General features: G+C 75.3%; 17 protein-coding genes and 1 pseudogene. 12 read left to right on the top strand and 6 right to left on the bottom strand.

The annotated features are described in order from the left end of the window. Nucleotides 1–19 precede the first annotated feature (19 nt). Both GA0070610_RS31655 and GA0070610_RS06350 read right to left on the bottom strand, forming a co-directional pair. Nucleotides 20–154, bottom strand: a complete 135-nt coding sequence (locus tag GA0070610_RS31655) for a hypothetical protein (protein ID WP_269458865.1) — start codon at nucleotides 152–154, stop codon at nucleotides 20–22. A gap of 25 nt (nucleotides 155–179) precedes the next feature. After that, the gene (locus GA0070610_RS06350) at nucleotides 180–575 is read right to left on the bottom strand and encodes a RidA family protein (RefSeq protein ID WP_088999155.1); all 396 of its coding nucleotides are present in this window, start codon (nucleotides 573–575) and stop codon (nucleotides 180–182) included. A gap of 127 nt (nucleotides 576–702) precedes the next feature. Between GA0070610_RS06350 and GA0070610_RS06345 the strand changes: the two genes are divergently transcribed. From GA0070610_RS06345 to GA0070610_RS06320, 3 genes are all read left to right on the top strand, one after another. Further along, nucleotides 703–1689, top strand: a complete 987-nt coding sequence (locus tag GA0070610_RS06345) for a helix-turn-helix transcriptional regulator (RefSeq protein ID WP_089003311.1) — start codon at nucleotides 703–705, stop codon at nucleotides 1687–1689. 3929 nt (nucleotides 1690–5618) lie between these two features. Continuing rightward, on the top strand, nucleotides 5619–7871 hold the full coding sequence (locus GA0070610_RS06325; protein WP_231925936.1) for a WG repeat-containing protein: 2253 nt from the start codon (nucleotides 5619–5621) through the stop codon (nucleotides 7869–7871). A gap of 56 nt (nucleotides 7872–7927) precedes the next feature. Continuing rightward, the gene (locus GA0070610_RS06320; RefSeq protein WP_088999150.1) at nucleotides 7928–8926 is read left to right on the top strand and encodes an aldo/keto reductase family protein; all 999 of its coding nucleotides are present in this window, start codon (nucleotides 7928–7930) and stop codon (nucleotides 8924–8926) included. A gap of 55 nt (nucleotides 8927–8981) precedes the next feature. Here GA0070610_RS06320 and GA0070610_RS06315 read toward each other — a convergent pair whose 3' ends face one another. Both GA0070610_RS06315 and GA0070610_RS06310 read right to left on the bottom strand, forming a co-directional pair. Further along, entirely contained in the window at nucleotides 8982–9779 is a 798-nt protein-coding gene (locus tag GA0070610_RS06315) for a site-2 protease family protein (RefSeq protein WP_088999149.1), read from the bottom strand. After that, nucleotides 9779–9979 carry a hypothetical protein gene (locus tag GA0070610_RS06310; protein WP_088999148.1) on the bottom strand — a complete coding sequence of 67 codons (201 nt, stop codon included), beginning with the start codon at nucleotides 9977–9979 and terminating at the stop codon, nucleotides 9779–9781. The genes GA0070610_RS06315 and GA0070610_RS06310 overlap by 1 nt, the downstream gene beginning before the upstream one ends. 200 nt (nucleotides 9980–10179) lie before the next feature. Between GA0070610_RS06310 and GA0070610_RS06305 the strand changes: the two genes are divergently transcribed. The 5 genes and pseudogenes from GA0070610_RS06305 (at nucleotide 10180) to GA0070610_RS06285 (ending at nucleotide 16380) form a co-directional block, all read left to right on the top strand. Next, complete coding sequence (locus tag GA0070610_RS06305) at nucleotides 10180–10380, top strand: hypothetical protein (RefSeq protein WP_089003310.1); 201 nt, start codon at nucleotides 10180–10182, stop codon at nucleotides 10378–10380. Between the two features lie 37 nt (nucleotides 10381–10417). Then, nucleotides 10418–11746, top strand: a pseudogene (locus GA0070610_RS06300) (serine/threonine-protein kinase); the annotation flags it as partial. Nucleotides 11747–12299: 553 nt separating this feature from the next. Beyond that, nucleotides 12300–14255, top strand: coding sequence for a bifunctional adenosylcobinamide kinase/adenosylcobinamide-phosphate guanylyltransferase (locus GA0070610_RS06295; protein WP_088999146.1), 1956 nt, complete (start codon nucleotides 12300–12302; stop codon nucleotides 14253–14255). Then, nucleotides 14245–15018: an adenosylcobinamide-GDP ribazoletransferase gene (cobS, locus tag GA0070610_RS06290; protein WP_088999145.1), complete on the top strand. Its 774-nt coding sequence runs from the start codon at nucleotides 14245–14247 to the stop codon at nucleotides 15016–15018. The genes GA0070610_RS06295 and cobS overlap by 11 nt, the downstream gene beginning before the upstream one ends. Before the next feature lie 66 nt (nucleotides 15019–15084). After that, nucleotides 15085–16380 (top strand): DUF2314 domain-containing protein, encoded by a 1296-nt coding sequence (locus tag GA0070610_RS06285; RefSeq protein ID WP_088999144.1) that lies wholly within the window; start codon nucleotides 15085–15087, stop codon nucleotides 16378–16380. Nucleotides 16381–16519: 139 nt separating this feature from the next. On the opposite strand, the gene gcvT is transcribed toward GA0070610_RS06285, so the two are convergent. Then, nucleotides 16520–17644, bottom strand: coding sequence for a glycine cleavage system aminomethyltransferase GcvT (gcvT, locus tag GA0070610_RS06280; RefSeq protein ID WP_088999143.1), 1125 nt, complete (start codon nucleotides 17642–17644; stop codon nucleotides 16520–16522). Between the two features lie 161 nt (nucleotides 17645–17805). Between gcvT and GA0070610_RS06275 the strand changes: the two genes are divergently transcribed. Further along, the gene (locus tag GA0070610_RS06275; RefSeq protein ID WP_088999142.1) at nucleotides 17806–19377 is read left to right on the top strand and encodes a leucyl aminopeptidase; all 1572 of its coding nucleotides are present in this window, start codon (nucleotides 17806–17808) and stop codon (nucleotides 19375–19377) included. A 73-nt stretch (nucleotides 19378–19450) separates the two neighbouring features. Here the strand turns inward: GA0070610_RS06275 and GA0070610_RS06270 are convergent, their stop codons facing one another. Further along, entirely contained in the window at nucleotides 19451–19780 is a 330-nt protein-coding gene (locus GA0070610_RS06270; RefSeq protein WP_088999141.1) for a hypothetical protein, read from the bottom strand. A 179-nt stretch (nucleotides 19781–19959) separates the two neighbouring features. On the opposite strand from GA0070610_RS06270, the gene lpdA reads away from it, so the two are divergent. From lpdA to GA0070610_RS06255, 3 genes are all read left to right on the top strand, one after another. Continuing rightward, nucleotides 19960–21351: a dihydrolipoyl dehydrogenase gene (lpdA, locus tag GA0070610_RS06265; protein WP_088999140.1), complete on the top strand. Its 1392-nt coding sequence runs from the start codon at nucleotides 19960–19962 to the stop codon at nucleotides 21349–21351. A 66-nt stretch (nucleotides 21352–21417) separates the two neighbouring features. Then, a complete protein-coding gene (gene sucB / locus GA0070610_RS06260) occupies nucleotides 21418–23241 on the top strand; it encodes a 2-oxoglutarate dehydrogenase, E2 component, dihydrolipoamide succinyltransferase (RefSeq protein WP_088999139.1) in 1824 nt (607 codons plus the stop codon). Nucleotides 23242–23477: 236 nt separating this feature from the next. Next, on the top strand, nucleotides 23478–24809 hold the full coding sequence (locus tag GA0070610_RS06255) for a low temperature requirement protein A (protein WP_088999138.1): 1332 nt from the start codon (nucleotides 23478–23480) through the stop codon (nucleotides 24807–24809). Nucleotides 24810–24856: the final 47 nt, after the last annotated feature.

The raw sequence follows: 24856 nt of genomic DNA, 5'->3' as shown, positions 1-24856 counted from the left end.
CTCCTGCACGTGGGCGGCGTCAGCGGCCGCCGTGGAGCCGGGCCACCACGTCCTCGACGCCCGGCTCGACGATCGGCACGCCCGGCCCGGCGAGGGCCGCCGAGCATGAGATGTTCCCCGTCCGCCTGCTGCTCGTGCCGAACCGGGTCGGCACGAGCAGCAGGAGCGGCAGGGCCGCGTCACGCGACGGCGGTTCCTTCGAGCTCGACCATCTGGCCGGGGATCGCGAGTCGGGTCACGCCGAGCATCGTGGTCGTCGGGGCCACCTCGGCGGCCCCCAGCCGGCCGGCCAGCACGCCGTAGTGCGGGAACAGCGCGTCCACGTCTGTGGAGTAGACGTTGAGGCGGACGAGGTTCGCCAACGACATGCCCGCCTCGGTGAGCACGGCTTCGAGGTTGTCCACGGCGAGCGCGAACTGCGCGGCGATGTCCCCGTCGTGCTCGGGCCTGCCCTCCTTGCTCATCGAGGTCTGCCCCGAGATGTACAGGGTCCGGGTCTCTCCGGAGACGAGCTCCCCCTGGTTGAATCCCATCTCCAGCGACCACGTCACCGGGTTGACTGCCGTACGTTCCATGCCCACTCCGATCGTTGCGACTGCGGGCGCCCGGCGGCTCGGTAGCCGCCGTCCTTGACGCCGCGCACCGAAGCCTGCCAACCAATCACGACACCTTGTGTCGTGTTTTCCTGGCAGAATGGACCGGGTGCGCGCGGATCGCTTGGTCTCGCTGGTGCTGCTGCTGCGCCAGCGCGGTCGGATGACCGCGGACGAGCTGGCGACCGAGCTGGAGGTGTCCGCCCGCACCGTGCTGCGCGACATCGAGGCGCTGTCCACCGCCGGCGTCCCGGTGTACGCCGAGCGGGGCCGACGCGGCGGGTTCTCGCTGCTGCCCGGTTTCCGCACCGAGCTCACCGGCCTCAACCACGACGAGGCCCTCGCGCTGCTGACTGCCGGCTCGGTACGCGGCCACCAGGTCTTCGGCCTCAGCTCGGCGCTCGCCTCCGCGATGCGCAAGGTGGTCGACGCGCTGCCGGAAGGCCATCGGGCCAGCCTGGACGACGCCGCCAAGCGGTTCCTCGTCGAGCCCGAGACCGACCTGCTCTCGCGCCGACTGGTCACCGAGGACGTGACGCGGGCGGTGATGAGCGAGGTCCGCCGTGCGGTGCTCACCGGCCACAAGCTGCGCTTCCACTACGCCGCACCCGACCGGACGCCTCGCTGGCACACGGTCGACCCGATCGGCCTGGTCACCGTCCGCGACCGCAGTTACCTGCTGGCCGCCAGGTCCGGTGAGGATCGCACCTACCGGCTGTCGCGGATGCTGACCGCCGAGGAGCTTCCGGAACCCGCGGAGCGTCCGGAACAGGTCGACCTCGACCGGATCTGGGCCGAACGCAGTGCGCAGTTCCTCTCGGAGAACCGCATCCCCGTCTCGGTCAGGGTCAAGCCCACGCGACGGGACGAGCTGCTGAACACCGCACGGGCCGTCCGCGCCGAGGACCTCGAGGCTGACGGCTGGGTACGGCTGGACGTCACCTTCGAGGACCTGCGGCACGCGGTATGGGCGATATGGCAGCTCGGCGTCGACGCCGAAGTCCTCGCCCCCGACTCGCTGCGCGCCGCCCTACACCGCCGCGCGGCCACCCTCGCCGCCCGCTACGAGCGGGACGTGGCACCGCAGGAAGCCTAGGACCGCGTCGGTCGCGGCACCCGCCAGCGTGGCCTGCGGGTACGTGGCGTAACGTCGAAAGCCCGATCCGGTTATAGCCTTAAATGTCCGGAACCGTAGGATAACGTTTGGGGTGGTGGGCGGTGCCACAGTGGCGGTGAGCGAGCCCGCGCCGCTACCCTCCTTCCGCAGCCACGCCGTACCGGAGGGGCGGCTCTACCGGCACGTGGAGCGCCCAGCGCGACAACTTTGCAACGAGGTGACATCGCCGTGAGCGAGCGGACGCGAGCCGGCCACCGGGGCGCCGCCGTGAGCGGACGGACCCCGCTCGGGCACCCGGGCGCGCCCGCTCCCCGGCGGCCCGTCGCGGGCGTCACGCCTACCCTCCGTGGCGACGGGCCGACCGGATGAGCCGCTACGCCGACCACTGGCACGACGCCGCCGAACCGGCCTGGATGATCGAGCCGACCACCGAGTGGCACCCCCAGTTCCCGGGCCAGCGCTACGCGGGCGACATCGGCGCCGAACACGCGCCGTCCGGGCGAGGAGGCCGCTCGGCCGTCGGCCGGGCCGAGGTGCCCCCGCTCGCGCCGACCCGACCCGACGGGACCTACATCGGCCGCTCGTGGGACGACCTGCCCGACGGGCGTCCCGGCCGGCAGGACGCGTGGAACGGCCTCGACGGGCGACGGCACGGCGACGAGCCGTACCGCCACCCGCACGCCGACCCGCGTCGGCCCGACGACCGCCAGTGGCCGCCCCGGCAGGAGCAACCGCACCGCAACGACCGGGGCGGATTCGACGCCCCCGGCCGGCCCGCCGACTCCCCCCGACAGCGCGACCACGCGGGCCCCGCCCGCCACGACACCCGCACCCCGCGCTACGAGCCTGCCGGCCGGGACCGCCCCGTCTCCCCCGCCGGCAGGTCCGAACCCGGCTGGCTCCCGGAGCCCGACGAGGACGCCCCGCCACGCCGTTCCCCGGCGTACGGACACCCCGACGCCGGCTACGACCACCGGCCGGAGAGCCACGACCGCCGGGCCGAACGCGGCCCCGACCGCTCCGCTTCACCCGGACCCGAGCGCCGCCCCGACGGCGTCGCCGACCGCCAGCCCGGCGGGGACGCGCACCGGCCTCGCTACCAGTGGGGAACCCCCGCCCCGGAGCCCCGTCCCTCCGACGGTCAGCGCGAACGCCCGCCCGGCAGGCAGTGGGACCGTCCGTCGGACCCGCGCCGGGAGCACTCCACCGAGTGGGATCGCTCGGCATCTCCCCAGTGGGAGCGTCCCGCCGATGCCCGCCGCGATCGGCCCGCCGACCCGCAGCGGGAGCGGTCCGCCGAGCCGCGCCGGGAGGGTGGCCCGCACGGGCGCAATCACGAGCCGGGCGTACCCGCCGGCGGGTGGCCGCGCCCCGACCGGGCTCCCACCGGGCAGCAGCCGCGCCCCGACGGGCAACGGCCGCAGCAGGAGCCGGCGGAGCACCGACGGGCGCACGAGGCGGCGCGAGCCGAGGCGTACCCCGAACGGGCCCCGCACGGGACCGCCCGGCCGGACGCCCATCGGGACGCCGAGGCGTACCGGGAGCCCCGGGTACAGCCGCAGCCGGGCGGCGGCCTGCCGTGGCCACCGCCCGGCCCCGTGCGGCCCGGCTTCGACCGGGACGCGGCGCGACGGGCCGAGCCCGGCCCCGAATACCGGCGACCGGTCGACCGTCCCCGCCCCGAGGAGGCCACGGCCCCGCCGCCACCGCCCGCGTACGACCAGCGACCGTCCCAGCCCTACGGCGTCCCGACCTCCGGAGCCCCGACCGGGCGTACGGCTGCCGGGCCGACGGCTCCTGGGCGCGCGGCTGCCGGGCCGGTGGGCTTCCGGGGGCCGGCTGGGGAGGTTCCCGTGCCCGGGCGCCCCGTCTCCCCCGCGCCGTTCCGCGACCTGCCACGCTCCGGCGGGCCCGATCCCGCCGAGCCGGTCCACGGCCGGCCCGTGTCGCCCGCCGCCCCGACCGTCAGCCGCCCGGTATCCCCCGCTGGCCCGGCGGACCGTGTGGCTGGCCGTCCGGTGTCCCCCGCAGGCCCGGCCGCCGGACGACCGGGATCACCGGCACCCGGCACCGAACCGACTGGCTCCTCCGTCCCCGCAGCGGGTCGCCCTGCCACGCCCAACCTGGTCCCGCCGGCCCCCGTTCCCGGCGTACCCGCCTCCAACGTGCCTGCCGCCGGTGCGTCGGGTTACGGCGTTCCCGCCTCGGGTGTACCGACTTCCGGCGTGCCGGTTTCCCCTGCGGTGCCGGTTGACGGGACAGCGGCCGGGAGCCGCCCTACGCAGGGGCACCACCTCCCCCCGACCACCCACGCGCCCCGCCCGTCCGCCCAGGACGACGCCACCCCGATCTCGGCACCTCCCGCCGCCCGGCTGCGTCTGGAGTTCCTGCCGGCGCCGGAGGCGAGTGCCAGCAGGGTGTCCGGCCCGGCGCCGGCCGACACGTCGTCCGCCCCGGCACCGTCCCGCCCAGGATCGGCCCGGCCGGACGTACCGACGCCGCACTCGCCCGCCGGGCTCGACGAGTCCAGGCCCACACCGCCCTCGGCCGTCGGGCACGGCGAGGCCAGGTCCCCACAGCCCTCGCCCCCCGCGCCGTCCGGGCCGCCGCCGGTCGCCCAGCAGACCTCGCCGCCCCGCTCGCCCGGAGCCCCGGAAGCCGGAGGCACGCCCAGCCAGAGCCCATCGGCACCGCATCTGGCCATCGCCCCGGACCGGCCCAAGCGGTACGTCCCGCCGCCGCCGAGCGACCCGCCCGCGCCGGTCGCCCCACCGCGTCCCCAAGCACCCTCGCCGAGCGGGCCGGACGCCTGGTTCCGACCGTCCCGGCCGGTGCCACCGCCAGCCACGCCGGACGAGCCGCAGCCCGCCGGCCAGGCGGAGACTGCTCCCACGGCCCCGTCGGCTCCCACTACCCCGTCGGCTCCGAGTGGCTCCGCGGCTGCGTCCGACGCACCGGCTGCGAGCGGCACGACGGCTGCGAGCAGCGCGTCGGACGTGGACGGCATCCCGACCATCGGCCCCGGTGCGTCGGTCCGGAGCACCGCCGACGACGGTGCCGCGACGGCGATTCCGGGCCCGGGCCCCACGTCGACGCCGTCGATCGAACCCGCACACGAGCGCCGCGTACCGCCGGCCCCGGCCGTGGCGGGGGAACCTGCCCCGGACTCACCGGTGTCCGCCCCTCCGGTGCCCGACACACCGGTCGAGGCAGCCCCGCCCACGATGCCGGTACCGCCCACGTCCTCCCCTTCCGATCCCGTGTCGGGTCCGCCCGCAGGGCAGGCGCCTCCCGTGCCGGCGGCGGGCCCGCCCGCGGAGCCAGCGCCCTCCGAGCCGCTGCCCGGTCCGCATGTCGGGCAGGCGTCTACCGAGCCGCTGTCCGGTCCGTCCATGGGGCAGGCGTCTACCGAGCCGGTGTCCGGTCCACCAGCCGTCCCCGCGTCGGCGGCCACCCCGACGAGCCCGGTGCCTGCGGTCTCGGGTCCGTCGACCGCGCAGGGGCCAGCCCCGGCAGGTCTGCCGCCGGCCAGCACGCCGCCGGAGCAGCCGGCCCCCTCCGCCTTCGCCACGCCCGTATCCGCGCCTCCCGTACAGATGCACTCCGCACCGAGCGCGCCGCGCCCGGTTTCCGCACCTCCAGCCCGGCCCGTGTCGGCGCCACCGTCCGCCCCGCCGGTTCCGGCACCGGCCGTACGCCCGGGGTCCGGACCATCGGCGGACGCCGCCGCTCAGGAGCAGCCGGCCGGGCCGGATGCCGTTGCGGCGAACGGAACCGCTCCGGACCCGGCGGCAGGCTCCGGATCCGCGCCGCCGGACGCCCCGACCCGAGGCGGGCCCGGACACGAGGACCCCGCGTCGTACGCCTCCGCGCAGAGCGCGCCGACCCCGCGCGATCTCGACACTGGCGTGCCCGCCCCGCGTGCCGTCGACGCGGAGGACACCGACGTCACCCGGCGGGAGGACGCCGACCCACGCGTGGCCGACGCGGGTACCCCGACCACCCACCCGGATGGGCACGCCACCACTCCCGCACCCGAACCCGTGCGCAGCGTCCCGGCCGAGCCCACCGGTGGAACACCATGGTTGTCACCGAGGGCCCTCGACACCCGTGGTGTTCCACCCGTCGCGGCGGACCCGCCACCGGCGGCCGACTCAGCCGTCACCACCAGGTCACCGGCAACGGCCCTGCCCGTCGACGGCCCGTCGACGGAGGCGGCGGAGGTGTCGCGGACCAGTTCTGCCGCTGAGCCCTCGATCGACCCGGGCGAGCCGGTCCTGGCCGCACCGGACGAGGCCCAGCCCGCTTCCGCTCCCGCCACCGGCCTCGTGCCGGCCCGGCCCGTGTCCGCGCCGCCGGCAACCTCGACACCCACCGGCGACATCCGACCCGCACCGGCCGTCACCGAACCGCCGACGCAGCCGACGCCCCCGCCGGCGGCAACCTCGGCGTCTCCCAGCGACACGACGCCGGCGCAGCCCGCCGACGCGCCGGGTGCCGCCACGCCGCCCGCCGAGGCGCCCGACGCCGCCATGCCCCCGGCCGCCGCGCCAGTCGTCGCCGGCCCACGACCCGCAGAACCAGGCCCGACCGGACCAGGCGTCACCAGCCCACGAGCCGCTGACGCCAGCACGGGCGAACCGAGCATCGCCGGCCCTCGCGCCGCCGAGGGCAGCACCGCCGGGCCGAGCACCGCCGGGCCGAGCACCGCCGGGCCGAGCACCGCCGGGCCGAGCACCGCCGGGCCGAGCACCGCCGGGCCGAGCACCGCCGGGCCGAGCACCGCCGGGCCGAGCGCCGCCGGGCCGTCGACCACCGGGACGAGCGCCGGCGGTACGGGGGACGCCGGCCGGCAGAGTGCGGCGCAGGGTGATCCGGAGCAGGTGCTGGCGAGCTACCGCTGGCGGCTCGATCCGGCGACGCTGCGGGAGATCGTGGCGGAGCCGGACGAGTTCCGGACGATCCGGCGCCGGCTGACCGAGAAGTTGGGCGCCGCGGTGGACAACAAGTCGCGCGCGCGGCTGCTCAGTCTGCGGGCGGTGGTGTCGCGGATCCTCGGCGAACTGGACGACGCCCTCGCGGACGGTCGGCTCGCGCTGACGTACGCGGAGGCCACGGGAGAGCTACGGCGTACGGCGGTGGCGCAGGCGCGACTGGCGCACGTGTTGCGGTGGCGCGGCGAGTTCGTCGAGGCCGACCGGCTCTTCGCCGAGGCCAACTCCACCGAGTTGCCCGAGCGGCTGCGCGCCGTGCTGCACGAGCACGCCGGGCGGTCCTGCTACGACCAGGGCCGGCTCATGGAGGCCTGTCACCACTTCGAGCGCGCCCTGGACCTGCGCGGCACCGAGGACCCCGAGTTGCAGGCGCGGATCCGGTTGAGCCTGGACGCGGTGGCGGAGCGGGTCGCGGAGACGGGCTTCGGGCCGTACCCCCGCACCCGCGAGGAGGTGCTGGAGAGTGACCGGCCCCCGGCGCCGGCGCGCGACGGCGACCTGTGGGGTTTCGCCGGCCCGGACGGCGACATGGTCATCGCGGCCGAGTACGCGGAGGCGCAGCCGTTCCGTGACGGGCTGGCCTGGGTGCGGCGGCCCGAGACCGAGCGGTGGTCGCTGGTCGACCGCACCGGCGCCACGGTGCTCGAACCGTCGTACCCGGTGGTGCGCTCCTTCTCCGACGGGCTGGCCTGGGTCTCCGACGGCGGCGACGCCGGCTGGGTGGCGATCGACGCCACCGGCGAGGTGGTCGTGCCGCACGGCTTCGCGGACGTACGGCCGTTCCGGCGCGGCGTGGCCGTGGTCCGCCGGGACGGCTGGGGCGCGGTCGACCGTAACGGTCGGATCGTGGTGCCCACCCGGCACCACGGGTTCGTCACCGTCCTGGCCGACGGCCGCTACGTCGACGGCTTCACCGAGGAGGGGCTGGCCGTGGTGGACGTGGCCGGCCGGCGTGGCGTGGTGAACCGGGCCGGGAAGGTGCTGGTCCCGCCCACCCATCCGGCGCTGGTCATCCACCCGGTCGCGTTCCTCGTCGGCGACGGCACGGGGCGCTGGGGCGCGCTCGACCGCCGGGGTGAGCCGCTGATCGAGCCCGTGCACCGCGACCGCGACGAGGTCGTGGCCGAGATCGAGCGGCTGCTCGTCGACACCAGCCCCGTGCTCTGAGCGACACCGCGCCGCCACGGCGGGTGGACATGATCCGAACGGGCTAGGGTCGACTCATGGAATTCCGTCACCTGGGCCGTTCCGGCCTGATGGTCAGCGAGATCTCGTACGGCAACTGGATCACCCACGGCTCGCAGGTCGAGGAGGACGCGGCGTTCGCCTGCGTCCGGGCCGCCCTGGACGCCGGCATCACCACCTTCGACACGGCCGACGTGTACGCGGGCACCCGCGCCGAGGACGTGCTGGGCCGCGCGCTGGAGGGCGAGCGGCGCGAGGGGCTGGAGATCTTCACCAAGGTGTACTGGCCCACGGGACCGGGCCGCAACGACCGGGGCCTGTCCCGCAAGCACATCATGGAGTCGATCAACGGCTCGCTGCGCCGGCTGCGCACCGACTACGTGGACCTCTACCAGGCCCACCGGTACGACTACAGCACGCCGCTGGAGGAGACGATGGAGGCGTTCGCCGACGTCGTGCACTCCGGCAAGGCGCACTACATCGGCGTCTCCGAGTGGAAGGCGTCGGAGATCCGCGCGGCCCACCAGCTCGCCCGTGAGCTGCGCATCCCGCTGGTCTCCAACCAGCCGCAGTACTCGATGCTCTGGCGGGTCATCGAGTCCGAGGTCGTACCCACGAGCGAGGAGCTGGGCGTCGGGCAGATCGTCTGGTCGCCGATCGCGCAGGGCGTGCTCTCGGGCAAGTACCTGCCGGGCCAGCCGCCGCCGGCCGGCTCCCGGGCCACCGACGAGAAGTCGGGCGCGGGCTTCATCTCCCGGTTCATGACCGACGACGTCCTGACCCGGGTGCAGCGGCTCAAGCCGCTGGCCGAGCAGGCCGGGCTGAGCATGGCGCAGCTCGCCGTCGCCTGGGTGCTGCAGAACCCGAACGTCTCCTCGGCGATCATCGGCGCCTCCCGCCCGGAGCAGGTGCACGACAACGTCAAGGCGGCCGGCGTCAGGCTCGACGCCGAGCTGCTCAAGGCGATCGACGAGATCCTCGACCCGATCGTCGAGCGCGACCCGGCCCGCACGGAGTCTCCCGCCGAGCGTCCGTGACGCGTTCCGGCCCGGTCGCCCCCGCCAGGGCGGCCGGCCGGGCCGGACAGCACCCTCAGCCCTGCCAGAAGCGGATCAGGTCCAGACCGAGGGCGTAGAGCCACGGGGGCAGGCCGAGGAAGTCGCCCACGGCGAAGACCGCGTCGAAGAACCAGCGGTTGATCCGCGGGTTCCACAGCAGTGCGAACAGCAGGATGAAGCCGAACGGGGCGAACAGGTCGTACATCCTGCGCCACTGCGGGTTCAACCACGGCTCGATCATGTTGCCGCCGTCCAGGCCGGGCACCGGCAGCAGGTTGAGCACGCTCGCGGTGAGTTGGAGGAACGCCAGCAGCGCCACCGCCGCCCAGAACTCGACGGGCCCGCCGCCGGGCGCCCCGAGGCGTACGGCGAGCACCAGGACCAGCGTGAACAGCACGTTCGTGGCGGGGCCGGCGAGGCTGACCAGCGTGTGCCGCAGGCGCCCCGGAATGGCATGCCGGTCCACCCACACCGCCCCGCCGGGCAGGCCGATGCCGCCGAGCAGCACGACCACCACCGGCAGCGCGATCGACAGCAGCGGGTGGCTGTACTTCAGCGGGTTGAGCGTCAGGTAGCCCCGGTGCGCGACGCTGCGGTCGCCGGCCCGGAACGCCACGACGGCGTGGGCGTACTCGTGCAGGCACAGCGAGACCAGCCAGCCGGACACGACGAAGAGGAACACGTCGAGCCGGACGTTGCCGAACCCGTTCCAGGTGAGCACCCCGCTGGTCACGAAGAGCGCGACCAGGGCGAGGAAGACCGGGCTGGGCCGCAGCGCCGCCCGGGGCACACCGAGCACCAGTGGCTCGCCCCCCGGGCGGTCGCCGGCCATCACTCCGCCGGAGGCAGCAGGCTCATGCGGTAGTCCACCCGGTCGTCCTCGACGAGCGCGACCGAGGTGACGCCGGACGCCGCGAGCTCCCGCCAGGCCTGACCGATCCAGGATTCGGCGTCCGCCTGGCTGCTGAACGACTCCGCCGGCCCCTCGACCGCCTCGCCGTTCGCGCCCTCGTACCGCCAGCTCCACGCCATGCCGCGTCTCCCCTCGCCGCTGATGTCCCGTGGGACGAACCCCCGCAAGCGTAGTCGTCCGCGCACGGGGCGGCCCGACATCCGTCCGGCGGGCGGGCAGCCGCCCCGGTGGCGCAGGGTTTTCCGGCTGCTGTCCGGGTATGGGCCACCTGACGCGCGACGGGCGGTCGTGGACCGCCGGCGGCCCGGAGGAGGCGACGATGGACGAACCGCTGCACGACAAGGACACCGAGACGCTGCGGACCATGGCGGTACGCGGCGGCATCGTGGGGGCGGCGCACATGGAACGGGAGGACCTGCTGGACGCCCTCGTGGCCCGGCCCGGGGAGGGCGCCTGGCAGGAGGATCCGAAGCCGGCGGCGGTCAACCCCAACGACTTCCAGTACCAGGCCCCCCGGTAGGGGCCGCCCCGTCCGACCGGGCCGGTACGGTGTCGCGGTGCTTACTCGGGGAGTGGTGCTCAGCGACCGGTACCGGTTGGACGACCGGGTGGCGACGGGCGGCATGGGCGCGGTCTGGCGGTGCACGGACGTCATGCTGGAACGCACGGTGGCGGTGAAGGTGCTGCTGCCGGCGCTGAGCGCGGATCCCGAGTTCACGACCCGGTTCCGGGCGGAGGCGCGGATGCTGGCGGCGCTGCGTCACCCGGGTGTGGTCGCCGTGCACGACGTCGGCCGGGCCGTCCTCGCCGACGGCAGCCAGGTCGACTACCTGGTGATGGAGTACGTCGACGGCCAGCCGTTGAGTTCCTGGCTGCGGCGGGCGGGGCGGCTCGACCCGGCGTCGACCATGTCGGTGGTGGCGCAGGCCGCCGAGGCGCTGCACACGGCCCACGTCGCCGGCATCGTGCACCGGGACGTCAAGCCGGGCAACCTGCTCGTGAAGGCCGACGGCCGGGCGGTGCTGGTCGACTTCGGCATCGCCCGCTCGGGCACCTCGGCGGGCATCACCGCCGCCAACGTGATGCTGGGCACCGCCTCGTACATGTCGCCGGAGCAGGCCGCGAACCAGCCGGTCTCCCCGGCGACGGACATCTACGCGCTCGGCGCGGTGGCGTACTTCTGCCTGACCGGCCAGCCGCCGTTCGACGGTGACAACCCGCTCCAGGTGGCCCTGCGGCACCTTCAGGAGGAGCCGCCGCCGCTGCCACCCGACGTCCCCCCGGCGGTGGCCGCGCTGGTGCAGCGGGCGATGGCGAAGCACCCGGGCGACCGATTCGGCGACGCGGCGGCGATGGCCGACGCCGCGGCCGAGGCCCGTGACGCGACCCTGGCCGTGGTCCCGACGTCCGCCCGCCCGCCGTGGGCCGTCGCCGGCCCGACCTCGGCGGCGTCCGCTGGCGCCACGCTGTCGCCGGCCCCCGCCGGGCCGCTCGCACCGCCGGATCCGTGGGCGCCGCTGCCGCCCGTCCCCGCCGCAGCGCTGCCCGCGGGCGGCCCGCCCGACCGCCCGGCACCGGACACCGGCGGCGGCACCTGGGCTTCGGCCCCGCCCACCCGGGAGGATCCGGTCACGCCACCGCCGTCACGGCGGCGCCGGGCCGCGCTGCTCGGCTCGGCGGCCGTCGGGTCCGTGGTGCTGTTCGGGGTGGCGGTGCTCGCGCTGGTCCCCGACGACGGCCCGGCCGGCGGGGACGTGCCGGCGGCGCTGACGGGCGGATCCGCGCCGGCGGGCTCGCCCGGCGCGGCGGCCGGCGACGGGACGGGCAGGCTCCGCGTCGAACCCACGGCGGGCGCCACCCGCCCGACGGCTCCGGCGGCGTCCGGCCGGCAGTCGGCGTCCCCGTCCCAGCCCGTCCCGCTCCCCACGGCGGGCGGCGGCGAGCCGACCCCCACCGCCTCCGGCCGGCCGGATGCCGAACCGACGGCCGGCCGACCGGCGAGGACGAACCCGTACACGCCGGTCGGGGCGTGCGGCAGCGGCTACCAGGTGATCGACTCGGCCGCCCTGACCGCCTCGGGCACCCGGCAGGGTCGGGTCTACCTGCTCTACCACGCCGGCACCGGCGACAACTGCGTGGTCACGATGAAGGAGACCGCGGTGGGCACGGCGACGACCGCCTCGGCGTGGCTGGAGGTGCGCGGCCGGGCGCGCAGCACCGACAGCGGGTCGTTCTCCTACTACGCCGGGCCGGTACGGGCGAAGGCCGCCGGGGTCTGCGTGAAGTGGGGCGGCGCCACCGGCGGGGCCAGCTACGGCAGCGGGTTCGAGCACTGCGGCTGAGCGCGCCATGCCCGACGACGACCGGCCGCTCCGGGCCGGGACGGAGCGCAGCGCACCTCCGGGGGCCGCACCCGGGTGCTGGCTCTAAAGTACGGGCATGTCCGTTGACGGGTGGAACACGGTCCTGGTGCTCGGCGGCATCCGGTCCGGAAAGTCCGAATTCGCCGAGTCCCTGGTCGCCGACGCGCCGACGGTCCGCTACGTGGCCACGGCCGCCGACGCGCCCGCCGACGACGCGGAGTGGGCGGCCCGGCTGGCGGCGCACCGCGAGCGCCGACCGGAGACCTGGACCACCGAGGAGACCGCGGCCGACCCGCGCCGCCTCGCGGACGTGCTCGCCGCCGCCGGGCCGAACGAGACGCTGCTCGTCGACGACCTCGGCGGCTGGGTGACCGTGCTGCTCGACCCGGCCCACCAGCCGGCGGACGACACCGCCACCATCGCCGAGCTGGCGGCGGCGGTGCGCTCCTGCGCGGCCCGGTTGGTGCTGGTCAGCCCGGAGGTCGGGCTCTCCCTGGTGCCCACCACCCCGCTCGGGCGGGCCTTCACCGACGCGCTGGGCGCGGCCAACCGGGCGGTCGCCGACGCCTGCGACGCGGTCGTCCTCGTGGTCGCCGGCCAGGCCGCCTGGCTCAAGCCGCGCGCCCCGCACCCGGCCACCGTGCCCGCCCAGGCCGGATCCGCGCAGGCCGGGCCCACGCAGGCCGGGCTGGCGCAGAACGGCGCGCCGGGCGTTCCCGGCGGCGCTCGCGGGTCGGTGGCCGCGTCGGAGCCCTCCCCGGAGGTGTTCACCCCCGCGCCGCCGGCCGCCCCGGACGCGGCGCACGGTGCCGAACCGACCGGCACCGCCTGGGCCGCCCCGACCATGGCGCTGCCGATGGTCGCCACGGGCCTGGTCATCCAGCCCGGCATGGAACTGCCCATGCCCGACGAGTACACCGGGCCGCAGGCGATCGAGCGGCTCGCCACCCTGGACGTGCCCGGGTCGGGGCTGGGCGTGCTGGAGCGGGCGGTCGGGTTCGCCGCCGCCACCCAGGGCACCCCCACCCCGGCCCCGTGGGGCTCGGTACGGGTGCTGCTGCTGCACGGCGACCACCTCGGTGGCGCAGCCGCCGGCACCGTCGAGGGCGAGTCGGCGCGCCGCGCCCGGCAGGCCCGCGCCGGGCAGGGGGCGCTGGCCCGGCTCGCCGCCGAGAGCGGCGCCGGACTCCAGGTGGTGGAGGCGCCGGCGTCCGCACCGATGGAGGCCGAGCCGGCGTTGACCGGCGAGCAGGTCGAGGTCGCCCTGCGCTACGGCTGGCGGCTCGCCGAGGAGGCCGCCGACGCGGGCGTACGGCTGCTGGTGCTCGGGGCGTGCGGCGCCGGCACCGAGGCCGCCGCGGCGGCGGTGCTGGTGGCGACGGCGGGCGCGGAGGCGCCCGCGGTGCTCCCGCGGGTGCTCACCGGCTCGGGCGAGATCGACGACGCGGCCTGGATGACGCGGTGCGCGACGGTGCGCGACGCCCTGCACCGGACCCGGAACTCGCCGCGCAGCGCCAAGGACGTGCTGGCCGAGCTGGGCGGTGGGGACATCGCCGTGGCCACCGGCGTCCTGCTGGGCGCCACCGCCCGGCGGCTGCCGGTCATGCTCGACGGGCCGGTCGGGGTGGCCGCCGCCATGGTCACCCGCGACCTCGCCGGACAGGCCCGGCACTGGTGCCTGCTGGCCGACCACGGTGGGCACCCCGCCGTGCGGCTCGGCGCCGACGTGCTCGGCCTGACGCCGCTGCTCGACCTGCGGCTCGACCTGGGCGAGGGCGCGAACGCGCTGGCCGCGCTACCGCTGCTGCGCTCGGTGCTGGCGCTGGCCGCCGCGCTGCCGGCCCACCCGTCGCTCGGCGGCGACGACGAGCAGGACACCGACGAGCCCGACTTCCGCGAGCCGGAACCGGCCGGGCCCGGACCGACCAGCACCGAGCCCGACTTCCGCGAGCCGGAGCCCGCCGGCCCCGGCCCCACCAGCACCGGGTCGGAGTCGGAACCGGTGGACCCGTCCGGCCGGCGTGCCGGCTGAGTCGCGGCTCGCCGACGGGGCGCGGTTGGCGCTGACCACCTTCACGACCCTGCCGGTACGCGCCGGTCGCATCGACCGGGCGGTGGCGGGGACGGCGATGGCGCTCGCCCCGGCGGTCGGCGCGCTGCTCGGCGTCGTGCTCGCCGGAATCCTGCTCCTGCCCGGTGCGCTCGCGCCCCCGCTGGTCGCGGCGGCGGTGACCGTCGGCGCCGGGGCGCTGCTCACCCGGGGGCTGCACCTGGACGGGCTGGCCGACACCGTGGACGCGCTGGGGTCGTACCGGCGGGGGGCGGCCGCGCTGGAGATCATGAAGAAGCCGGACGTGGGCCCGTTCGGGGTGGTCGCGCTGGTGGTCGTACTCCTGGTGCAGACGGCGGCCCTCGCGGAGCTGGCGGGACGGTCGTGGCCGGCGGCGCTCGCGGCGGTGGTCGCGGCGAGCGCCGCCGGCCGGCTCGGGGTGGCGGTGGCCTGCCGGCGCGGGGTGCCGGCGGCCCGCCCGGAGGGGCTCGGCGCGCTCGTCGCGGGCACCGTCGGGCCGGTCGCCCTGGCCGCCGGGGCGGTCGCCGTCGCGCTGCTGGCGCTCGCCGCCGTGCCGGGCCGCCCGTGGCAGGGGCCGCTCGCCGTCGCCGCCGCCCTCGCCGTCGCGGTGGGGCTGCTGCGCCACGTGGTACGCCGGCTCGGCGGCGTCACCGGCGACGTGCTCGGCGCCACCGTGGAGGTGGTCACCACGCTGGTCTACCTGGGAGTGGTGCTGTCCGGCTGAACGGGGCACACCGCGCCGGGTAGCGTTCTCCCACGACAGCACCGGCGCGGCCAACCGGGGGACGACATGCTCATCACGGACGACTTCCTGCCCGTACCGGTTCCGGAGTCGCTGAGCGCGACCTACCTGGTGCCGATGACGGGGCTGCCGAAGGTGAGCGCGAAGACCGCCGTGGCGCGGCTGAGCGGCCGGCTGGCCGAGCCCGTGCACGGGCTGGCGCGGCAGATGCTCGACAGCCCGCTGATGAGCGTGGACACCCGGCCGATCGCCGAGTTCCCCGAGCTGCCGCCCGATCTGCTCACCGCGTTCGGCGCCACCGAGGCGCAGTTGGCCCGGCTGGCCGCCGCGAGCCACCTGGTCGTGGTGCAGGCCGAGTACCGGCCCGGCTGGCCGCCGGCCCACGAGTGGGCGGCCCGGGCGGTGGCCGCCGCCGTCGCCGAGTCCGTCGACGGCGACGTGGTGGACGTGTTCGGCCTCCAGTTCCTCGACCCGGCGACGGCGCTGCGCTCGCTGCCGGACGCCCAGGGGCGGATCCGGCTGGTCGACTGGGTGCTGGTGCCCTACTCCTCCGACGCCGAGGGCCTCTGGTTCACCACGAAGGGGCTGCGCCGCTTCGGGCTGCTGGAGTTGCAGACCCAGGGCGTACCGGACCACCTGACCCGGGCGTGGGGGGCGGTGATGACCGGCGCCGCCCGGCGGCTGCTGCGGGACTGGACCGACGGGCTCTCCGGCGAGGAGGTGCCGGCGTTCGTGCAGCTGCCGGTGCTGGCCACGGTGACCGGGCACGACATCGCGGTGGCGTACGGCAATCCGGAGCAGCACGGGGCGACGGCGCCGGTGCTGCTGCGGCTGGAGCTGGATCCGGCCACCGATCCCGACGCCGACTCGTTCCTCAGCCTGCGCCCGCCCGCCGGGCATCCGGGGCCGGACGGCCGCTACTACGCCGCCGCCTGCGCCACCCTCTTCGCCGGCATCCAGCCGGACGTGCGCTACGCCCGGGCGGGCGACGCGATGAGCAGGGCGGTCGCCACCGCCCGCGCCGGGCTGGGCGACATCCGGGCCCGGTTCCTCGCCGGCCAACTGCCCCCGGAGACGCAGCTCGTGGTCAAGTACGGCCTGCCCGGCGACGACGGCCCCGAGTACGTCTGGGCGGGGGTGACCTCGTGGGACGCCCCGGAGCGGATCGTGGCCGCCAGCGCCAGCGACGCCAACACCGACCCGACCGTGCGCATCGGCTCACCGGTCGTCGTGGAGGCCACCGACGTCGTCGACTGGGCCGTGCTCGACGGCACCGGCGTCATCGAGGGCGGCTGGACGCAGGCCGTCCTGGACGCCGGCGAACGCCCCCACCCCCCGCTCTGACCCCCTCTCCCCCACCCCCACCCTCCCCACTCCCGTGTTGATCATGAAGTTGTTGCCGGGACACGCCGGTCCGGGTGACAACAACTTCATGATCAACGGCGGGAAGGGGGACGGCGGGCGGGGGGGGCCGGGGCGGGGGTCAGCGGACCGAGGGGGTGACGAACGGGGGGCGGGTGACGCGCATCTGGGCGCGGCGGCCGCGGATGTCGACCTCGACCAGGTCGCCGTCGGCGAGCTTCGCGGCGGTGTCCAGCAGCGCCAGGGCGATGCCCTGCTTCTTCGTGGGCGAGAACGTGCCGCTGGTGATCGTGCCGACCTGCGCGTCGCCGACGTGCACCGTCATGCCGGGGCGCGGGATGGCCCGGTCGACCGCCTCCAGGCCGCGCAGCGTACGCCTCGGGCCGGCGGCCTTCTCCGTGAGCAGCGCGTCGCGGCCCCAGAAGGCCGGCTTGTCCCAGCCGACCGCCCAGCCGGAGCGGGCCTGCACCGGGGTGATCTCCGGCGACAGGTCCTGGCCGTGCAGCGGGTACCCCATCTCGGTGCGCAGGGTGTCCCGGGCGGCCAGCCCGCAGGCGCGCAGCTCGGGGTCGGCCGCGAACAGTGCGTCCCAGACCGCGACCGCGTCGGCCGCCGGCACCACCAGCTCGTAGCCCAGCTCGCCGGTGTAGCCGGTGCGGCACACCGTCAGCTCCACCCCGTTGAGCGTGGCGGTGGAGAAGCTCATGTAGTCGTGCCCGGTCGGCAGGCCCAGCGCGTCGAGCAGCTCGACGGAGCGCGGGCCCTGCACGGCGAGGACGGCGTACGCCTCGTGCTCGTCGGTGACCGTGACCGACGGCGGCGCGGCGGCGCGCAGCCGGCGCACCACCTCGGCGGTGTTCGCGGCGTTCGGGATCAGGAAGACGTGTTCGTCGCCGTGCAGGTAGGCGATGATGTCGTCCACCACGCCGCCGGTGGCGTCGTCGCAGCAGAGGGTGTACTGCGCCCGGCCCGGCCCGATGCGGCCCAGGTCGTTGCTGAGGCAGGCGTTGACGAACCCCGCGGCGCCCGGCCCGGTCACCCGCGCCTTGCCCAGGTGGGAGACGTCGAAGACGCCCACCCCGGTACGCACCGAGGCGTGCTCCTTCAGCACTCCGCCCCCGGCGTACTCCAGCGGCATCTCCCAGCCCCCGAACGGGGCGAACTTGGCACCGAGAGCGGTGTGCCGCTCGTGCAGCGGAGAACGGCGCAGCCGGGTCGCGGCGGCGTCGGAGGTCACGTCGGTCATGGGTGGGAACTTACCGGGAGCTGGACGGCTGGTTAGCATCGGCGGGACCCGTCGGAGCAGTCGGCGGGACAGCCCCGACCTCCGACGGGTACGTTCCGCCGGAGACCTCCATCGCCGGTACGCGACGACGCGACCGGCCCGGCCCGCCCGGAGTAGCTTCAGTGACATCGCCCAGCACCACCCTGAGCCTGGTCGACACCGACCCCGCCGAGCTCGCCGTCGACGCGATCGTGATCGGCGTGCACAGCCAGACCGCAGAGCAGGCCACCACCACCGGCCTGGCCGGGACCCTGCTGCTGGCCAGCGGCGCGGAGAGCATCGCCGCCGCCTTCGACGGCAAGCTGACCGAGACGCTGGCCCTGCTCGGCGCGACCGGTGGCCCCGGCGAGGTGATCAAGCTGGCCACGCTGGGCACCGTGACCGCCCCGGTGGTCGTCGCCGTCGGTCTCGGCCCGGAGCCGACCGGCGCCGCGCCGGCCCCGGAGACCCTGCGCCGGGCCGCCGGAGCGGCCGTACGGGCCCTCGCGGGCGCGCCCCGGGTGGCCCTCGCGCTGCCGCTGCCCGACGACGCCGACGCCCCGGCGGCGCTGCGCGCGGTGGCGGAGGGGGCGATGCTCGGCGGCTACCGCTTCGCCGGCTACAAGACCCGGCCCCAGCCGGCCCGGCGCGAGCCGGTCGCCGAGGTGCTCGTCGCCGTGCCGGACGCCGGTGACGCCGGCGCCCAGGCCGAGATCGCCCGCGCCCAGGTGGTCGGCGGCGCGGTCCGGCGCAGCCGGGACTGGGTCAACACCGCCCCGAACGAGCTGCGCCCGCCGTCGTTCGCCGACTCGGTGGCGGACGCCGCCCGGGAGGCCGGCCTGACGGTCGAGGTGCTCGACGAGGCGGCCCTGGCCGCCGGCGGCTACGGCGGCATCATCGCCGTCGGGCAGGGCTCGGAGGCCCCGCCGCGGCTGGTGAAGCTGAGCTACACCCCGGCCGGCGGCGGCAACGGCAAGCGGGTGGCGCTGGTCGGCAAGGGCATCACCTTCGACACCGGCGGCATCTCGATCAAGCCCGCGCAGGGCATGTGGGAGATGAAGTCCGACATGGGTGGCGCCGCCGCGGTGGCCGCGACCATGCTGGCGATCGCCGCGCTCAAGCCGTCGGTGGCCGTGACGGCGTACCTGCCGATGGCGGAGAACATGCCGTCCGGGCGCTCGTACCGGCCGGGTGACGTGATCAGCATGTACAACGGCAAGAAGGTGGAGGTGCTCAACACCGACGCCGAGGGCCGGATGATCCTGGCCGACGCGATGGCGCGGGCCTGCGAGGACGGCTGCGACTACCTCTTCGAGACGTCCACCCTCACCGGCGGGCAGGTGATCGCGCTGGGCAAGCGCATCGCCGGCGTGATGGGCACCCCCGAGCTGTGCGAGCGGGTCCGCACCACCGGCGACGCGGTCGGCGAGCCGGCCTGGCCGATGCCGCTGCCGGACGACGTGCGCAAGGGCATGGACTCCGACGTGGCCGACATCTCCCAGGTCAACGCCGGCATGGACCGGGCCGGGCACATGCTCCAGGGTGGGGTCTTCCTGCGCGAGTTCGTCACCGCCGACGTCGCCTGGGCGCACATCGACATCGCCGGCCCGAGCTACCACTCGGGCGAGCCGACCGGCTACTGGACCAAGGGTGGCACGGGCGTGCCGGTCCGCACGCTGGTCCAGCTGGTGGAGGACGTCGCCGCCAACGGCTGACGTACGCGAAGGAGGGCCCCTCGTCGACGAGGGGCCCTCCTTGCGTTTCACCCGGCCGGGCGCGGAGGCTGGCTCAGAACAGCTCGGGGCGGCGCTTTCGGCGCTCGTTGTAGTCGCGCATCCGCTGCGGGTAGCCCATCAGCCGCACGTCGTAGACCGGGATGCCCAGCCGGTACGCGAAGCGGCGGGCGCCGTCGGGCCCGTCGATGCGGCGGCGGGTCCACTCCCCGTCGTCGGCGATCAGCATGACCGTGGTCTCGGTGACGGTGGTCCGCGGCTCGATGTAGGCCTCGACCCCGCGCCGGCTGCGTACGAAGCCCTCGAGGTGTTCCAGGTCGCCGCGGTCGGCGGCCCGGTCGAGGCTGACCGCCCGCGTCTTCTTGCGTCGCCGGAACAGTCCCACCGAGCGTCTCCCCCTCTGGTCCGTGATCGAAGCCAGTGCCAAGCGTACGTGTCACGGACGTGTCGTTGGGCACCTCAGTACGCGGGCGGCGGGCGGTGGTGACAAGATGACCGAGGTGGGGTGTGCCCGTGTTACCCCACCGTGACCCCCGAAGCAGTGACGCGACCTGGGAGTTGGACGTGAGCGAGCCGAACGACGCAACCTTCGACATCGTCATCCTCGGAGGTGGCAGCGGCGGCTACGCGACCGCCCTGCGCGCCGTCCAGCTGGGCCTGAAGGTCGCGCTGGTCGAGAAGGGCAAGCTCGGCGGCACCTGCCTGCACAACGGTTGCATCCCGACCAAGGCGCTGCTGCACGCGGCCGAGATCGCCGACCAGACCCGCGAGTCGGAGCAGTTCGGCGTGAAGGCCGAGCTGGTCGGCATCGACATGGCGGGGGTCAACGCGTACAAGGACGGCGTGATCTCCCGCCTCTACAAGGGCCTCCAGGGCATGCTCAAGGGCAACAAGGCGATCACCATCGTCGAGGGCCACGGCAAGCTGGTCGGCAAGAACGTCGTCGAGGTCGACGGCAAGCGCTACACCGGCCGCAACGTCGTGCTGGCCTCCGGTTCGTACGCCAAGAGCCTGCCCGGCCTGGAGGTCGACGGCGAGCGGGTCATCACCAGCGACCACGCGCTCACCCTCGACCGGGTCCCCGCCTCGGCGATCGTGCTCGGCGGCGGCGTGATCGGCGTCGAGTTCGCCAGCGTGTGGAAGTCCTTCGGGGTGGACGTCACGATCATCGAGGCGCTCCCCCGGCTCGTCGCGGCCGAGGACGAGGAGTCCTCGAAGGCGCTGGAGCGGGCGTTCCGCAAGCGGAAGATCAACTTCAAGGTCGGCAAGCCGTTCGAGAAGGTCGAGAAGACCGACAAGGGCGTCAAGGTCACCATCGCCGGCGGTGACACCGTCGAGGCCGAGCTGCTGCTGGTCGCGGTCGGCCGCGGCCCGAACACCGCCGACCTCGGCTACGAGGAGCAGGGCGTCAAGATGGACCGCGGCTACGTGCTGACCGACGAGCGGCTGCGCACCAGCGTGCCGAATGTCTACGCCGTCGGCGACATCGTGCCCGGTCTCCAGCTCGCCCACCGGGGCTTCCAGCAGGGCATCTTCGTCGCCGAGGAGATCGCCGGCCAGAACCCGGCCGTCATCGACGAGGTCGGCATCCCGCGGGTCACCTACTCCGACCCGGAGCTGGCGTCGGTCGGTCTGACCGAGGCGAAGGCCAAGGAGCAGTACGGCGCCGACAAGGTCAAGACCTACAACTACAACCTGGGCGGCAACGGCAAGAGCCAGATCCTCAAGACGGCGGGCTTCGTCAAGCTCGTCCGGGTGGAGGACGGCCCCGTGGTCGGCGTACACATGGTCGGCGCCCGGGTCGGTGAGATGGTCGGCGAGGCGCAGCTCATCTACAACTGGGAGGCGTACCCGGCCGAGGTGGCGCAGCTCGTGCACGCCCACCCGACGCAGAACGAGGCCCTGGGCGAGGCGCACCTGGCGCTCGCCGGCAAGCCGCTGCACGCACACGCCTGATCACGACAACCGCGGCGTCCGGCGACGGGCGATGATCCCACCAGGGGAATGAAGGAGTCTTTGAAGATGCCGGTATCGGTCACCATGCCCCGGCTCGGTGAGAGCGTCACCGAGGGCACCGTCACGCGCTGGCTCAAGCAGGAGGGCGACACCGTCGAGGTCGACGAGCCCCTGCTCGAGGTGTCGACCGACAAGGTCGACACCGAGATCCCGTCCCCGGCGGCGGGCGTGCTGAGCCGGATCGTGGTCGGCGAGGACGAGACCGCCGAGGTCGGCAGCGAGCTGGCCGTGATCGCGGGCGAGGGCGAGTCCACCGGCGGCGGCGAGGCCGCCGCGCAGCAGGAGGAGCCGGCCGAGCAGGCCGAGGAGGCCGCCGAGGAGCCGCAGGCCGAGGCGGAGCAGCCGGCCGTCGAGGAGCCGGCGCAGGAGCAGGCCGCCCCGGCGCCGTCGGGCGAGGGCACCCCGGTCAAGATGCCGGCCCTCGGCGAGAGCGTCACCGAGGGCACCGTCACCCGCTGGCTCAAGCAGGTCGGCGACACCGTCGAGGTCGACGAGCCCCTGCTCGAGGTCTCCACCGACAAGGTCGACACCGAGATCCCGTCGCCGGTGGCCGGCACCGTCCTGGAGATCAAGGTCGCCGAGGACGAGACCGCCGCCGTCGGCGCCGACCTGGCCGTGATCGGTGCCGCCGGCGCCGCCCCGGCCGAGGCCAAGCCGGAGCCGAAGCCCGAGCCGAAGCCCGAGGCCAAGCCGGAGCCGAAGCCCGAGCCGAAGGCCGAGGCCAAGCCGGAGCCCAAGGTCGAGGAGCCCACCCCGGGCATGTCGTACAACGAGCCGTCGGCGGAGGCCGAGACCTCGGCGCGGCCCGCGCAGGCCGAGCAGAAGGCCATGCCCTCGGCCCCGCAGACGCAGCGTCCGTCGGCGCCCGCCCCGAGTGGCGGCGAGGAGGCTGCCGGCTACGTGACCCCGCTGGTGCGCAAGCTGGCCGGCGAGCACGGCGTCGACCTCTCCTCGGTCAACGGCACGGGTGTCGGCGGGCGGATCCGCAAGCAGGACGTGCTGGAGGCGGCGGAGAAGGCCAAGGCGGCCAAGGCCGCGCCGGCTGCGGCGCAGCAGCCCGCCGCGGCGGCCCCGGCCAAGCCGGCCGCCAAGCCGCAGCCGAGCGCCAAGCGCGGCACCACCGAGAAGCTCCCCCGGATCCGGGCGACGATCGCCAAGCGGATGCAGCAGTCGCTGCACGAGATGGCGCAGCTGACCACCGTGGTCGAGGTGGACGTCACCAAGGTCGCCAAGCTGCGGGCGCGGGCCAAGGAGTCGTTCCAGCAGCGGCACGGCGTGAAGCTGTCGTTCCTGCCGTTCTTCGCCCTCGCGGCGGTCGAGGCGCTCCAGGCGTACCCGATCGTCAACGCCAGCATGGACCTCGACGCCGGCACGATCACCTACCCGGAGTCGGAGCACCTCGGCATCGCCGTGGACACCGAGCGGGGTCTCATGGTGCCGGTGATCCACGGCGCCGGTGACCTCAACCTGGGCGGCATCGCCAAGCGCATCGCCGACCTGGCCGAGCGCACCCGGACCAACAAGATCAGCCCGGACGAGATCGCCGGGGCGACCTTCACGCTGACCAACACCGGCAGCCGGGGCGCCCTCTTCGACACCCCGATCGTGCCGTCGCCGCAGTCGGCGATGCTCGGCACGGGTGCCGTGGTCAAGCGTCCGGTCGTGGTCAACGACCCGGAGCTGGGCGAGGTCGTCGCCGTCCGGTCGATGGTCTACCTGGCCCTGTCGTACGACCACCGGCTGATCGACGGCGCGGACGCCGCCCGCTTCCTGGTGGCGGTCAAGGAGCGGCTGGAGGCCGGCAACTTCGAGGCCGAGCTCGGCCTGTAGTTCCCGCCTGGCTCACACGACGGGCGCCCCGGTCACCGACCGGGGCGCCCGTCGCCGTTCCGGCGGCCCGCCCGACCCGGCCGCCCGGCCCGCCACCGCCCGGTCCCGCCGCCAGACCGGTCCCGCCGCCCGGTGAGCCCGCCGCCTGACCGCCCCGTCCACCGTCGCCTCCCGGGGCCCCGGCGGCTCATGCGATTCCGGCCCGGCGGCGACAGGGCGCTGCCAGAGTTGACGAGGTGGGCGGCAACCGGTGGCGCGGGCGGCTGGGACCGGCCGTCTCGATCGCCCCCGGCGCCCGGGTCGACCGGTTCGAGGTCTTCTTCGACCTGGTCTTCGTCTTCTCGTTCTTCATCATCACCCGGGCCACCGCCGCCCACATCTCCGGCTGGCAGCTCGCACACGCCATGCTCGTACTCGCCGTGCTCTGGTGGTGCTGGGTCGTCCACTGCGTGGTGGCCACCCGCGTACGGCTCGGCGAGGGCTTCGTCCCGGTGCTGATGGTCGTCGGCATGGCCGCGCTGTTCTGCTTCGCGCTGTCGCTCCCCCAGGCCTTCAGCGACGCGACCGACGTGTCCGCCGGCCCGATGGTGGTCGCGCTGAGCTACGTGGTGATCCGGGGCGTGCACCTGGCGCTGTACTGGCACGTCGCGCGGGAGAAGCCCGGGGAGCGCCGGCTGCTGCTGAAGTACTCCCCGGAGATGGCGGTCAGCACCCTGCTGCTCGTCGCCGCCGCGCTGATCCCGCCGCAGATCGAGGACCCGGGGCGGGCGGCGCTGCTGCGCGACGGGCTCTGGGTCAGTGTCGTCCTGCTCCAGTACGGCATGGGCCTGGTCGCGGGCGCCTGGGGCTGGACGGTGACGTCCGCCGAGCACTGGACCGAGCGGTACGACCTCATCCTGATCATCGCCCTGGGCGAGTCCGTCATCTCCGTCGGCGTCGGCAGCAACCTGCTCGGCCAGCCCCCGACGTGGCCGTCGGTCGCCGCGGCGGTACTCGGCATCTTCTTCACGGCCGCGCTGTGGTGGGCGCACTACGACGTGATCGCACCGGCCGCCCGGATCGCCCTGCACGCGGCCGAGGGCCGGCCCCGGGTCTCGATGGCCCGGGATGCCTACGCCTACCTCCACCTGCCGATGATCGCCGGGATCATCCTGTTCGCCCTCGGCGCCGAGGAGATCGTGCACCAGGTCGCCGACCCCGAGGTGCCGGTCGCGGACCCCGCGCACGGCCCCGGCGTCCTGCTGCTGTTCGGCGGGGTCGCCTGCTACCTGTGCGCGAACATGCTGTTCCAGTGGCGCACCCTGCGTACGGTCTCGTGGACCAGGGTCGGCGCCGTGCTCCTGTTGGCCGCCACCGTTCCCGTCGGCCAACGGTTGCCGGGGTTGGCCGCCCTCACCCTGCTCACCGCGATCTGCGTCGGCCTGGTGGCCGTCGAGGCGGTGGTCATGGCGGACTCCCGGCGTGCCCTGCGCGAGATGGTCTTCGAGGAGAAGACCACCCACGAGGCGCACGAGGCCGCCTGGCGCGCCCGCTGGCGCGAGCCCACCCCGGACGAGCCGTCCACGTGACACTGCGGGAGCACCCAGATGTCACGTCTCTGGTCGCCGGGGTCCCG

The organism is Micromonospora echinofusca (genome assembly GCF_900091445.1).
GTDB classification, from domain to species: Bacteria; Actinomycetota; Actinomycetes; order Mycobacteriales; family Micromonosporaceae; genus Micromonospora; species Micromonospora echinofusca.
The sequence above is the reverse complement of the archived record's forward strand: the minus strand, read 5'-3'. Positions and strand labels throughout refer to the sequence as shown.

What these genes read in the sequence shown, in the direction of transcription:
- GA0070610_RS06320 (WP_088999150.1), top strand. Translation starts at nt 7,928, where the DNA reads ATGGAATTCCGTCACCTGGGCCGTTCCGGCCTGATGGTCAGCGAGATC.
- GA0070610_RS06305 (WP_089003310.1), top strand. Translation starts at nt 10,180, where the DNA reads ATGGACGAACCGCTGCACGACAAGGACACCGAGACGCTGCGGACCATG.
- GA0070610_RS06315 (WP_088999149.1), bottom strand. Translation starts at nt 9,779, where the DNA reads ATGGCCGGCGACCGCCCGGGGGGCGAGCCACTGGTGCTCGGTGTGCCC.
- sucB (WP_088999139.1), top strand. Translation starts at nt 21,418, where the DNA reads ATGCCGGTATCGGTCACCATGCCCCGGCTCGGTGAGAGCGTCACCGAG.
- gcvT (WP_088999143.1), bottom strand. Translation starts at nt 17,644, where the DNA reads ATGACCGACGTGACCTCCGACGCCGCCGCGACCCGGCTGCGCCGTTCT.
- GA0070610_RS06285 (WP_088999144.1), top strand. Translation starts at nt 15,085, where the DNA reads ATGCTCATCACGGACGACTTCCTGCCCGTACCGGTTCCGGAGTCGCTG.
- GA0070610_RS06310 (WP_088999148.1), bottom strand. Translation starts at nt 9,979, where the DNA reads ATGGCGTGGAGCTGGCGGTACGAGGGCGCGAACGGCGAGGCGGTCGAG.
- GA0070610_RS06295 (WP_088999146.1), top strand. Translation starts at nt 12,300, where the DNA reads ATGTCCGTTGACGGGTGGAACACGGTCCTGGTGCTCGGCGGCATCCGG.
- GA0070610_RS06350 (WP_088999155.1), bottom strand. Translation starts at nt 575, where the DNA reads ATGGAACGTACGGCAGTCAACCCGGTGACGTGGTCGCTGGAGATGGGA.